This is a genomic window from Vogesella sp. LIG4, assembly GCF_900090205.1.
In the GTDB taxonomy this organism is placed as follows: domain Bacteria; phylum Pseudomonadota; class Gammaproteobacteria; order Burkholderiales; family Chromobacteriaceae; genus Vogesella.
This window is the reverse complement of the sequence record NZ_LT607802.1, coordinates 269125-280757: the sequence shown is the minus strand read 5'-3', so window position 1 is coordinate 280757 and position 11633 is coordinate 269125. Positions and strand designations below refer to the sequence as shown.

Annotated in this window: 9 protein-coding genes, 1 rRNA gene and 1 other annotated feature (1 of these 11 running past the window's edge); of the genes, 6 read left to right on the top strand and 4 right to left on the bottom strand. The window is 64.7% G+C overall.

Annotated elements, in window-relative coordinates:
* Nucleotides 1-292, top strand: a sequence feature (23S ribosomal RNA rRNA prediction is too short) (it extends 1197 nt beyond the left edge of the window).
* Between the two features lie 126 nt (nt 293-418).
* A 5S ribosomal RNA gene (gene rrf / locus PSELUDRAFT_RS01295) occupies nt 419-531 on the top strand.
* 469 nt (nt 532-1000) lie between these two features.
* Complete coding sequence (locus PSELUDRAFT_RS01290) at nt 1001-1852, top strand: hypothetical protein (protein WP_157724981.1); 852 nt, start codon at nt 1001-1003, stop codon at nt 1850-1852.
* Between the two features lie 17 nt (nt 1853-1869).
* On the opposite strand, the gene pssA is transcribed toward PSELUDRAFT_RS01290, so the two are convergent.
* Together pssA and PSELUDRAFT_RS01280 are read right to left on the bottom strand one after the other, a co-directional pair.
* On the bottom strand, nt 1870-3210 hold the full coding sequence (gene pssA / locus PSELUDRAFT_RS01285; RefSeq protein WP_088965140.1) for a CDP-diacylglycerol--serine O-phosphatidyltransferase: 1341 nt from the start codon (nt 3208-3210) through the stop codon (nt 1870-1872).
* A 147-nt stretch (nt 3211-3357) separates the two neighbouring features.
* Entirely contained in the window at nt 3358-4647 is a 1290-nt protein-coding gene (locus PSELUDRAFT_RS01280) for a glutamine synthetase family protein (protein ID WP_088965139.1), read from the bottom strand.
* Nucleotides 4648-4982: 335 nt separating this feature from the next.
* Here PSELUDRAFT_RS01280 and PSELUDRAFT_RS01270 point away from each other — a divergent pair, with 335 nt between their 5' ends.
* Nucleotides 4983-5504, top strand: a complete 522-nt coding sequence (locus tag PSELUDRAFT_RS01270) for an RNA pyrophosphohydrolase (protein WP_088965137.1) — start codon at nt 4983-4985, stop codon at nt 5502-5504.
* Between the two features lie 143 nt (nt 5505-5647).
* Entirely contained in the window at nt 5648-7615 is a 1968-nt protein-coding gene (parE, locus tag PSELUDRAFT_RS01265; RefSeq protein ID WP_088965136.1) for a DNA topoisomerase IV subunit B, read from the top strand.
* A 94-nt stretch (nt 7616-7709) separates the two neighbouring features.
* Here parE and PSELUDRAFT_RS01260 read toward each other — a convergent pair whose 3' ends face one another.
* Both PSELUDRAFT_RS01260 and PSELUDRAFT_RS01255 read right to left on the bottom strand, forming a co-directional pair.
* Nucleotides 7710-8345 (bottom strand): NADPH-dependent FMN reductase, encoded by a 636-nt coding sequence (locus tag PSELUDRAFT_RS01260; protein WP_088965135.1) that lies wholly within the window; start codon nt 8343-8345, stop codon nt 7710-7712.
* 90 nt (nt 8346-8435) lie between these two features.
* A complete protein-coding gene (locus tag PSELUDRAFT_RS01255; RefSeq protein ID WP_088965134.1) occupies nt 8436-9335 on the bottom strand; it encodes a LysR family transcriptional regulator in 900 nt (299 codons plus the stop codon).
* 93 nt (nt 9336-9428) lie between these two features.
* On the opposite strand from PSELUDRAFT_RS01255, the gene PSELUDRAFT_RS01250 reads away from it, so the two are divergent.
* Together PSELUDRAFT_RS01250 and PSELUDRAFT_RS01245 are read left to right on the top strand one after the other, a co-directional pair.
* Nucleotides 9429-10241 carry a phytanoyl-CoA dioxygenase family protein gene (locus PSELUDRAFT_RS01250; RefSeq protein ID WP_088965133.1) on the top strand — a complete coding sequence of 271 codons (813 nt, stop codon included), beginning with the start codon at nt 9429-9431 and terminating at the stop codon, nt 10239-10241.
* A gap of 132 nt (nt 10242-10373) precedes the next feature.
* Entirely contained in the window at nt 10374-11597 is a 1224-nt protein-coding gene (locus tag PSELUDRAFT_RS01245) for a diphosphate--fructose-6-phosphate 1-phosphotransferase (protein ID WP_088965132.1), read from the top strand.
* The last annotated feature ends 36 nt before the right edge of the window (nt 11598-11633 follow it).

Below are 11633 nucleotides of genomic sequence, written 5' to 3'. Positions count from 1 at the left end.
TATCTGCAGTGGGCGTTGGAAGTTTGACGGGGGCTGCTCCTAGTACGAGAGGACCGGAGTGGACGAACCTCTGGTGTACCGGTTGTGACGCCAGTCGCATCGCCGGGTAGCTAAGTTCGGAAGAGATAACCGCTGAAAGCATCTAAGCGGGAAACTTGCCTGAAGATGAGACTTCCCTGGACCCTTGAGGTCCCTGAAGAGTCGTTCGAGACCAGGACGTTGATAGGTCGGGTGTGGAAGCGCTGTGAGGCGTGAAGCTAACCGATACTAATTGCTCGTGAGGCTTGACTCTATCATTTGAGGTGCTTTGCGCAGGCGAAGTGACAACAAATAGGGTGTGTGCGAGATACAAGATTCTACCGGCCGGGGAAACAAGAAATTCCCTGGTAAGGCTTCGACAGTTTGATGACAGTTTATGTCTGGTGGCCATAGCGAGGTGGTCCCACGCCTTCCCATTCCGAACAGGACCGTGAAACGCCTCAGCGCCGATGATAGTGCGGATACCCGTGTGAAAGTAGGACACCGCCAGACTCCCCCACAGAAAGCCCAGCTTGAGAGATCAAGCTGGGCTTTGTGCTTTGCGGCGTGGGCTAGCATCCACCCCGCTGTCCGCGCTCCAAGCCTGACGACCTCACCCCGCCACCCTTGCGGCCAACGTTGGCCGCAGACGCGCATCAGTCAAACAACAAGCCCGCTGCTGCGGGCTTTGTGGTTTCTGCTGCCAAATGGTGGCGGTCACCAACACCGCCCTTGCTCCCATCCTTTGCGGCCAATGTTGGCCGCAATAACCGGCCCTGTCGTACTCGGTGGATCGGTTTTGCTTGCTTGCCTCATTGCCTCCGGCGCCCCAGACGGGCCTCGCAGGCGCTTGCTGTCGAAACTTCCCGCCAAATGACATTTGCTTGCCGTGGCGAATTGTTCGATTGCTCGCTGATACGTAGGGTGTGATGTGGTTCATTCGAACCAATGCAAGCTGGATAGCAACATCACGGAGGTGGGCATGAAAAAGTGGGGAAAACTTGGTATGGCCTTGTGGCTTGCCGGTCATGGTGTATCGCTGCTGGCGGCAGGAACGCCTGGGGAATTTGCTGGTGCCAGTTCAATGTTGATAGATGAGCAGAGCCAGGCAAGAGAAGTGGTGCGCAGCATTCCTGCCGGCGCGGCGCTGGAGCGTTTTGTCATGAAGGATGCCAAGGGGCGCAATGTGGCCTATGTCGCGCTGACGGAAGGGGATACCGGCGGGGTGGTGTTCGTGGATGGCAAGCTGGCCGGGGTACTGGATCGGCGGCAAACGCAGGCTTTCTATTCCTGCCGGGGGTTTGCCACCGCCAATCAGCAGTACTGGGGGAAACTGGCTGATCAGTGGGCGGGGAGCCTGCTGCAGCAAATGAAGCCGGCAAGCAGTGTGCAGCTGGCCTTTTCCGGCAAGTCTGCAGTGCAGAGTATCAAGTCGATTGTCGATAACCCGCTGATCGGACAGGTGAAATCACTGCTGGATATGGGCACCAACCCTCTCAATATCGTGAAAACTCTGAACAAGTCCCGCGCCGACCTGAAAGAGAAAGTGCGCAATGATGAGCTGATTGCCGCGCTGGCAAAACTTGAACCCGGCGACGATGAAGGCAAGCTGGCCGCTATCCTGCTGCCGCAGGATGTGAACTTCCTGGGGGACGATGTCATCATGGCCTACCCCAAGTATTCGGTTGACTACCTGGTGCAGCACGGCAAGATCACGCTGCAGCAGCAACCCTCGTTCCTGCAGCTATCGCGCGGGCAGGCTGCCCTGTTTTACCGGCCAGGTGTGGAGTGGTCCAAATGTACGCCTGGCGACTGGCCGATGACTGTCTCCTAGCCAGCTGGTAACGGTAATCAGAGTAGCCGATAGAACAGCCGGTCGATGCGCAGCTTGCCGAGGCGGCCCAGCAGTTTGCGTACTTTGTCCGGGTAGTCGTGCAGCTTCTGCAATTCGCGATAGTGGCGCAGAGCGGTAGTGTGTTCGCGGATGCTGGCCAGTTCCTGTTCGCGCTGTGCCTGCAGCTGTTGTGCCGGGTCGTGGATCAGCAGGCCGTTTTCCAGATCCAGGTTGAAGGCGCGCGGGTTGAGGTTGTTGCCGGTGAGCAGCATGTAGTGCTGATCGATCCACAGCCCTTTCAGGTGGTAGCTGTTGGCCGCATGCTGCCACAGCCGCAGGCAGAGTTGCCCGCTTTGCAGGTAGGACTGGCGCTTGCGGGCGAAGCGGCGCAGGTTCATTTCATACAGGTAGGGCAGGCAGCCGATGAGCTTGAAGGGCTGCTCCGGCGGAATGTAAAAATCGTTGGCGAGTTTGTCGCCGACGATGATTTCGACGGATACACCGCGGCTCAACAGGCTGTCGATCTGCAGCAGCACGCTGCGCGGCAGGTTGAAATAGGGTGTGCAGATGACCAGTTGCTGCGTGGGCAGGCGCAGGAGTTGCAGTAGCAGCTTGTTGAACGGGTTGCCACGGCCTACGCCGCAAATCGGGTGAATGCTGGGGCTGCCTGCTGTCTGGGCAGGCAATTGATACTGTGCCTGTGCCAAGCGGGCGCGGAACTGGCGGATCTGCAGCCGTTGCAGCCGCTTGTCCACAGACACCGGGCGGTCCAGGCGGATGACGGCCGGGTCTTCCGCCAACTGGGTCAACAGGAACTGCGACAGGCTGTCGGCCAGCTCGGCGTGTTGCAGCAGGTGATAACGGTCGAAACGGTAGCGCTCGCCCACATGCAGGTAGACATTGTTGAGGCTGGCACCGCTGTACAGCACCTGGTCGTCGATGACGAAGCCCTTCAGGTGCAGTACGCCAAACAGCTCCTTGCCCTGTACCGGCACCCCATGGATTGCCAGGTTGGCCAGCGGCTGTTGCTCGGCGCGCTGGCAATACCAGGCTGCATTGCCGGCCTGTTTTCCCTGCCCGATCAAGCCGCGTTGCGCGCGGTGGGCATCCACGAAGATGCGCACATCGAGCTGTGGTTTGCTGCTGGCAGCCTGGTAGAGCGCGTCGAGAATCTCGGCTCCGGCTTCATCCTGTTGCAGGTACAGCGCTGCCAGATGAATGCGCGTACTGGCATTGCGAATCAGCTCCAGCAGCTTGAGGCGGAATTCGCTGGCGGAGTGCAGCGTCTGCAGGCTGTCTGGCGGCAGGGTGACGCCCGGCAGTTGATCCAGCGAGAGTCTGGGCGAGAAAAACGGCATGGATAGTGTCGTGATACAGGCAAAAGTCGATGCTACCACTAGCGCCGGCAAAAAGGGCTGTATGGCAGATGGATTTGATCTGGCTGCGGTGGGCGCGGCGAAAGCCAGGCCGCCATGCCTGCAGGCATGGCGTGCCGTGGCTCATGCTCAGGCCTGATCCAGCAGGTATTGCTGCTCCCAGGCGGTGACCTGCTGCTGGAAGTGATCCAGTTCCACCTGCTTCAACGCCACGAACAGCGCGGTGAACGCTTCACCCAGGACGCTGGCCAGACCTTCGCTGCGGTCCAGCAGCTGCAAGGCGGCGGACAGGTCGCGCGGCAGGGTGGCGGCGTGGCCGTAGGCACTGCCTGTCAGCGGCTCGCTGGGGGCCAGGGCTTCGCGCAGCCCCAACAGACCGCAGCCCAGTGTGGCCGCCAGCGCCAGATAGGGGTTGCCGTCTATGCCCGGCAGGCGGTTTTCCACGCGTCGCGCCTGCGGTGAGGAGGCGGGGATGCGCAGCCCGCAGCTGCGGTTGTCGTAGCCCCATTCCACGTTGATCGGCGCCGCAGTGTTGGCCGCAAGGCGACGATAGGCATTCGGATTCGGTGCCATCAATGCCATGGCGGCCGGCAGGTAGCGTTGCAGCCCGGCAATGAAGTGGGCGAAGCGCGGGTGTGCGTCGCCATCGGCCTGGCTGAAGGTATTGCGGTCATTGTCATCTACCAGGCTCTGGTGGATGTGCATGGCGCTGCCGGGCTGGCCGGCAAACGGTTTGGCCATGAAACAGGCTTTCAGCCCATGGCTGGCGGCCAGCGCGCGCAGCGTACGCTTGAGCAGGAATACCTGGTCGGCCAGGCGCAAGGCATCGCCATGCTGCAGGTTGAGCTCGTACTGGCTGTTGCCGACTTCGTGCAGCAGGATGTCGGTGGCAATGCCCTGCTGGTGGCACTGCTGTTCCAGCTCGGCAAAAAACGCTTCGTGGCGCTGGCTGTGGTCCAGTGAATAGGCCGGGCCGACCGCTTCGGCCTGCAGGCCATCGGCATCCAGCAGATAGAATTCGATCTCCGGTGCCACCACCGGCGTCAGCCCCAGCGCACGGTACTGCGCCAGTACCTCGCGCAGCACGCCACGCGGCGCGGCCGGTACGCTGCGGCCATCTTCGAAATGGCAGTCGTGGATCAGCTGGGCGATGCGGCGACCAGCGCCCGGTTTGACACACAGGGTGTCCAGGTCCGGGGTCAGCACCATGTCGGGGTCGTTGTCGGGCACCAACTGCTGCTGCGGGTCGCCCATCAGGGTCTGGATCAGGCTGACTTGCGGAAAGCGCAGCTGGCCGGTGGCCGGGTAGTGGCTGACCGGCACCAGCTTGCCGCGCGGCAGGCCGTTCAGGTCAGGAATCAGGCATTCGATATGAGTGATGGCGTGCGCGTGCAGCCAGTCTTGCAGGGTTTGCTTCATGGTACGGGTCCGTTGCGTAGTCGATGGGGAAAAGCGCTTGCAAACGGCCCCGGTTGCCAACGGCACTAAGCGGCTGCTCGAACACGCCCAATGCCAGCTGACAGCCGTGCTGAGGTGGCAGATTGGCGAGGCGGTGTTCCATGCAGGGGCTCCGGACGTGGCGTGTCTAATTTTCTAGCCGAAAATGGCGGTATCCGTCAATTTTATTTGACGACTGCCAAGGGTGGGGCAGCGCTGGTTGTGGTGTCGCTGGCGTAGCGCCGCAGCGGGCTGCGTGGCGCGCCAATGCGAAATGTGCAAGAATCCAGCCAACTAACGAACTACTAGGTTTTTCCATGCTGGACCGGGACGGATATCGCCCCAATGTCGGAATCATCCTCGTCAATAACAGGAACGAGGTGTTCTGGGGCAAGCGGGTGCGGGAGCACTCGTGGCAATTTCCGCAAGGAGGCATCAAACCTGGCGAAAGCCCCGAGGCCGCGATGTATCGCGAGCTTCTGGAAGAAGTCGGCCTCCTGCCGCAACACGTAAAGATTCTGGGGCGCACCCGCGACTGGCTGCGCTACGACGTGCCCAGCAACTGGGTGCGGCGCGAATGGCGCGGTAGCTACCGCGGCCAGAAACAGATCTGGTTCCTGTTGCGACTGGTTGGCCGCGAGAGCGATGTCTGCCTGCGGGCTACCAATCACCCCGAATTCGATGGCTGGCGCTGGAACGAGTACTGGGCGCCGGTGGATGCGGTAATCGAATTCAAGAAAGACGTGTACGAGCGTGCGCTGAGCGAGCTCACCCGCTTTTTGAAAGGCGTGGAGAGCCATGGCGATTATCTGAAGCGGATAGGCGGCACCACACCTTAATCCGGGGTGGCCACGCCGGACCGTTTTCTCCACGGCCACGTGCTGCATTTGCGGCCGTGGCCGTTGTTGCTGGCTACGGCCGGCGCATGACCGACAATCCGCGGCGCCGCCGGCGACGCGCTACTGATGTCTGAATACGACCCATGACACAACAGAACTACGACGAATCCTCGGTACGGGTGCTCAAGGGGCTGGAGCCGGTAAAAGAGCGGCCCGGCATGTACACCCGTACCACCGACCCTACCCACATCTGCCAGGAAGTCATCGACAACGCCGCCGACGAGGCGCTGGGTGGCTTTGCCCGCAAGATCGCGGTGACCGTGCACCAGGATGGCTCGCTGACGGTGGAAGACGACGGCCGCGGCATTCCGGTGGGCCTGCACCCGCAGGAAGGCGTACCGGTGGTGGAACTGGTGTTCACCCGCCTGCACGCCGGCGGCAAGTTCAACAAGAAGGATGGCGGCGCCTACGCCTTCTCCGGCGGCCTGCACGGCGTGGGCGTGTCGGTGACCAACGCGCTGTCCACCCGGCTGGAAGTGGAAGTGAAGCGTGAAGGCGGCATGCACCGCCTGGTGTTTGCCGGCGGCGACGTGATCGAGCCGCTGGCCCGCGTTGGCGACTGCGGTCCGCGCACCAGCGGCACCCGCGTGCGGGTGTGGCCGGATGGCAAGTACTTCGAAAGCCCGCGCTACTCGATGCAGGAGCTGGAGCGCCTGCTGCGCGCCAAGGCGGTGCTGCTGCCCGGCGTGGCGGTAACGCTGACCGTGGAGCGCCCCAGTGGCGACGAGGTGAAGGTCTGGCAGTACCCGGAAGGGCTGAAGAGCTATCTGGCCGAACTGTGCGGCGATGACGAGCCGGTGGCGCCGCTGTTTGCCGGCGAAGCCTATATCGGCGACGACCACGAGCAGTTCGCCAAGGGCGAAGGCGTGCAGTGGGCGATGGCCTGGTTCGAGGACGGCGCCAGCGGCGAAAGCTACGTCAACCTGATTCCCACGCCGTCCGGCGGTACCCATGAGGCCGGCCTGCGCGCCGGGGTGTACGAGGCGGTGAAGAGCTTCATCGACCACCACAACCTGCTGCCGCGCGGCGTGAAGCTGATGGCGGAAGACGTGTGGAGCCGGGTGCGCTTCGTGTTGTCCGCCCGCGTGCTGGACCCGCAGTTCCAGGGCCAGACCAAGGACAAACTCACCAGCCGCGATGCGCTCAAGCTGATCTCCGGCCTGGCGCGCGACCCGGTGGAGCTGTGGCTGAACCAGCACGTGGAAGCCGGCAAGCGTATTGCCGAGCTGGCGATTCGCCAGGCACAGAGCCGTCTCAAATCCGTGAAGAAGGTGGAGAAGAAAAAAGGCTCTGGCGTGGCGGTGCTGCCGGGCAAGCTCACCGACTGCGAGAGCGAGGACATCGAGCGCAACGAGCTGTTCCTGGTGGAGGGTGACTCCGCCGGCGGTTCGGCCAAGCTGGCGCGCGACAAGGAATACCAGGCCATTCTGCCGCTGCGCGGCAAGGTGCTGAACAGCTGGGAGACCGACCGCGACCAGCTGTTCTCCAATGCCGAGATTCACGATATCGCCGTGGCCATCGGCGTGGACCCGCACGGCGTGGACGATGCGCCGGACCTGTCCGGCCTGCGCTACGGCAAGATCGCCATCCTGTCCGATGCCGACGTGGACGGCTCGCACATCCAGGTGCTGCTGCTGACGCTGTTCTTCCGCCACTTCCCGCGCCTGATCGAGAACGGCAACATCTACATCGCCCAGCCGCCGCTGTTCCGTGTCGATGTGCCCGGCCAGGGCAAGAACCGCCCGCCGCGCAAGCTGTACGCGCTGGACGAGGGCGAGATGACGGCGATTCTCGACCGCCTGCGCAGCGAAGGGGTGAAGGAAAACGCCTGGAGCATCTCGCGCTTCAAGGGTCTGGGCGAGATGAACCCGGAGCAGCTGAAGGACACCACCATGAACCCGGATACCCGCCGCCTGTCACGGGTGCAGGTGCGCCCCGGCGCGCTGCAGGAAACCCGCGACATGTTCATCAAGCTGATGGGCAAGGGCGAGGCATCCAGCCGCCGCAGCTGGATGGAGGAAAAGGGCAACGAGGTGGAAGCGGATATCTGAGCGGGCGGGCTTTCGCATGAACAAACAATGGCCATGGTGTGAACCATGGCCATTTTGTTTGCCCCCGCGGGCTTGCGGCCAACCTTGCTGCGGCTTACTTCAGGCGCGACGGGTCGTGGCGACGTTCGCTGCACTCGGTGGACAGCGTCAGCCCATGCAGTTTGGCCAGCAGCCGCGCCTGGCCGGCGCCCAGTTCCGCCACCGCTGCCTGCTGCTTGTCGCTGCTCATGCTGCCGTCGGCGGCGAATGCCTCGTGCGCGCTGCCTATCGCCAGCTGCTCCGGCAGCACGATCACGCCCAGGTTGCCGAGAATGGCGCGCACGTGCACCAGCCCGCGCAGGCCGCCGAAGCCGCCGGGCGAGGCGCTCATCAGCGTGGCCACCTTGCCGCTATAGGGCGAGGGGCCGCTCTGGCCGGCTAGCGGGCGCGACACCCAGTCGATGACGTTCTTCAGCAGCGGCGCAATCGAGCCGTTGTACTCCGGCGAGGCGATCAGCAGCCCCTGGTGGCTGAGCATCAGCTCGCGCAGTGCCTGGGCATGGGCGGGCATGCCCTGCGCGCTTTCCTCGTCGCCGTCGTACAGCGGCATGGGGAAGTCTCTCAGGTCGAGCAGCGTGACCTCGGCGCCGGCAACCCGGGCGCCTTCGGCAGCAATGGCAACCAGTTTCTTGTTCCACGAGTCCTTGCGTGCGCTGCCGGCAAAGGCCAGGATCCTGGGGGCGGTGGGCATGGCATTCTCCTTGTCTGTTGATGTTCGTGCCGGAGGCGGGAACTGTTTCAGTGTAGGTAAGCCGCCGGAAAACCCAAGCCCGCCAAGTGCTTATGCAGCAGCCCCAAGGTTGGCCGCATGGCTGGTGGCCCACTGCGTAAAGGCGCTGGCCAGTGGCGAATCCGCCGCCTGCACCAGCACCACCCGTTGCGGTGGCAGCGCCTCCGCCAGCGGCCGGCAGACGATGGCCACGCCGTCATAGCTGTGGTCGCCCGCCGGGCGCATGCAGGCCAGCGCCACGCCGCAGCCGTGTGCCACCAGCCCGCGCTGCATCTCGAAGCTCTGCACCGCCTGCGCCACGCGCGGGGTCAGCTGCTGCTGCCAGAACAGCGACAGCAGATACTCGCGGCTATGCGGCATGTCTTCCAGAATCAACGGCTCTGCGGCCAACTGTTGCAGCGACACTACCGCCTGCGCGGCCAGCGGGTGCCCGGCCGGCAGCAGCGCATACGGTGGCAGCTCGTCCAGCACCTGGCGCGGCAGCTGTGGCTCGCTGGCCAGCTCATAGGTCAGTGCCAGCTCCGCCTTGCCGCTGCGCAGCGCACGCTGCACGCTGGCGAGGTCGCCTTCCAGCAGCGTCAGCTCCACCTCCGGGTGCTGGCGGCGAAAGCCGGCCAGCAGCCGCGGCGCATAGTAGGGCGCCAGATCCTGGAAGCAGCTCAGCGACAGCTGGCCGCGCAGGCTGGCGGCTTCCGGCTGGCGCCCCAGCGCCGCGGCCTGGGCCAGCAGCTGCCGCGCCTGCTGCAACACCTCCAGACCGGCGTCGGTAAGCTCCACGCGGCGGCTGGCCTGGCGGCGGAACAGCGGCGTGCCCAGGCTGCGTTCCAGCTCGGCAATGGCCTGCGATACCGACGGCTGCGACACATGGCGGGCGCGGGCGGCGGCATTCACCCCGCCGTGCTCGGCGGTGGCGACGAAGTACTCCAGTTGGCGCAGCGAGAAGGTGATCATTTTTTCCGATATTGCAGAATAGAAAACGGATATTTTTATTATTACCTACGGCGCGGGGATACTGCACACACCATCCACCCACCGGAGGTTCACATGTCCACTGTTACCCCCAGCCCGCAGCAGATTGCCGACTACCAGCGCGATGGCGCCATCGTCCTGCGCGGCGTGTTCCGCGACTGGATCGACACCCTGCGCGACGGCTTCGAGCAGGTGTTGGCCGCACCCGGCCCGTTCGCCATCGAGAACGTCGGCAACGGCGAAGCCGGCCGCTTCTTCGAGGACTACTGCAACTGGCAGCGCATCGCGCCGTTCGGCCGCTTCATCCATGATTCGCCCGCCGCCGGCGTTGCCGGCCAGCTGATGCAGTCGCAGCAGGTACAGATGTTCCACGAACACATCCTGGTGAAGGAGCCGGGCACTGCCAAGCCGACACCGTGGCACCAGGACATTCCCTACTACTGCGTCAGCGGGCTGCAGACCGCCAGCTACTGGATTCCGCTGGACCCGGTGCGCAGCGACAACACCCTGCGCGTGGTGCTGGGCTCGCACCGCTGGCCCAAGCTGGTGCGCCCCAAGCGCTGGGCCAGCAACGAGAACTTCTTTGCCGGCGAAGACGACTTCATGGAAATGCCGGACGTGGACGACGGCAGCTACCGCATCCTGATGCCGGAGATGGAGCCGGGCGACGCGGTGGTGTTCGACTTCCACACCGTGCACGGCGCTGCCGGCAACCTGGGCGGCAACCGCCGCCGCGCGTTTTCGGCGCGCTTCATTGGCGACGACGTGCGTTTCGAACAGCGCCCGGGCCGCACTTCGCCGCCGTTCCCCGGCATCAACCAGCAGCAGGGCGAGCGCCTGCGCGAGGACTGGTTTCCGGTGGTGTGGCGCGCGGATGCGGCCAACTGATGGCATCCCGGGCGGCGCTGCCGCCCGAGTGTGCAGACCAGGCCCTTTCGCCTTGCGAAGGGGCCTGGTCGGGTAAACAGGAAGGCTGCCGCCACGGCTACAATCGAAGTATCTCCTTCGTGTAGCCGCATCATGTCCCGTCTGCTGTATCTGCAATCCGGCGGCCCCACCGCCGTGCTGAACCTCTCCGCCCAGGGCGTGATCGACAGCGCCCGCGCACTGGGCGTGTCGGTGTGCGCCGCCGCCGATGGCCTGGCCGGCCTGCTGGGCGGCCGCCTGCTGGACTGCGATGCGCTGTCCGCCGACGACTGCGCCCGGCTGGGCCAGCTGCCGGGCGCGGCCTTCGGCAGCAGCCGCGACATTCTGCCTCCGTACGACGAGGCGCCGCAGCTGTGGCAACAGCTGGCCGAGGTACTGCAGCGCCACGATATCCGCCAGCTGCTGCTCAACGGCGGCAACGGTTCGATGGAAACCGCGCTACTGCTGCAACAGCTGGCCGAGCGCTTCCAGCTGCCGCTGACGGTGGTGGGCATCCCCAAGACCATAGACAACGACCTGGAAGCCACCGACTTCAGCCCCGGCTTCCCCTCTGCCGCCAAATACCTGGCCAGCAGCCTGCGCGAGGTGCTGTTCGACATGCGCAGCATGGCGCAGGGGCGGGTGTTCATCCTGGAAACCATGGGCCGCCACGTGGGCTGGCTAGCTGCCGCCGGCTGCCTGGCGGCGCTGCCGGACGAGGCGCCGCCGTTGTTGCTGCTGCCGGAGGTGGCCTACGACGAGGCGCGGCTGTTCGCCGCGGTGCAGGCGCAGGTGGCGGTGCAGGGCTACTGTGCCATCGTGGTATCCGAAGGGCTGCGCGGCGCCGATGGCCGCTTCGTGGCACAGAGGCACGCCGACAAGGTGTATGGCCACGAGCAGCTGGGCGGCGCCGGCAACTGGCTGGCGCAGCGCATTCAGCAGCAGTTGCAGCTGCATGCGCACGTGGCGGTGGCCGATTGCCTGCAGCGTGCCGCCCGGCATCTGTTGTCGGCAGTGGACGCGCGGCTGGCCTACGAGGTTGGCCGCAAGGCGGTGCAGTGGGCGCTAGCCGGGCAGGGCGGCGTGATGGCCGCCATCGAGCGGTTTGCCACTGCCGATGGCTGCGACTGGCAGGTCGTGCCGCAGCCGCTGGCGGCGGTGGCCAATCTGGAACGCGCGCTGCCGGCCGATTTCATCGCCGCCAGCGGCCTGGACGTGACGCCAGCCTGCCGCGCCTGGCTGCAGCCCTTGCTGGCAGGAGAAGTGGCGCTGCCGTTTGCCGACGGCCTGCCGGACATGCGCCGGCTGCACTTCCCGCCGCTGGCAAGCTCCCCGTAGCACGGTGTCGGCGTGGCGCATTGCGGCGGAACGCCC

What these genes read in the sequence shown, in the direction of transcription:
- PSELUDRAFT_RS01290 (WP_157724981.1), top strand. Translation starts at nt 1,001, where the DNA reads ATGAAAAAGTGGGGAAAACTTGGTATGGCCTTGTGGCTTGCCGGTCAT.
- pssA (WP_088965140.1), bottom strand. Translation starts at nt 3,210, where the DNA reads ATGCCGTTTTTCTCGCCCAGACTCTCGCTGGATCAACTGCCGGGCGTC.
- PSELUDRAFT_RS01280 (WP_088965139.1), bottom strand. Translation starts at nt 4,647, where the DNA reads ATGAAGCAAACCCTGCAAGACTGGCTGCACGCGCACGCCATCACTCAT.
- PSELUDRAFT_RS01270 (WP_088965137.1), top strand. Translation starts at nt 4,983, where the DNA reads ATGCTGGACCGGGACGGATATCGCCCCAATGTCGGAATCATCCTCGTC.
- parE (WP_088965136.1), top strand. Translation starts at nt 5,648, where the DNA reads ATGACACAACAGAACTACGACGAATCCTCGGTACGGGTGCTCAAGGGG.
- PSELUDRAFT_RS01260 (WP_088965135.1), bottom strand. Translation starts at nt 8,345, where the DNA reads ATGCCCACCGCCCCCAGGATCCTGGCCTTTGCCGGCAGCGCACGCAAG.
- PSELUDRAFT_RS01255 (WP_088965134.1), bottom strand. Translation starts at nt 9,335, where the DNA reads ATGATCACCTTCTCGCTGCGCCAACTGGAGTACTTCGTCGCCACCGCC.
- PSELUDRAFT_RS01250 (WP_088965133.1), top strand. Translation starts at nt 9,429, where the DNA reads ATGTCCACTGTTACCCCCAGCCCGCAGCAGATTGCCGACTACCAGCGC.
- PSELUDRAFT_RS01245 (WP_088965132.1), top strand. Translation starts at nt 10,374, where the DNA reads ATGTCCCGTCTGCTGTATCTGCAATCCGGCGGCCCCACCGCCGTGCTG.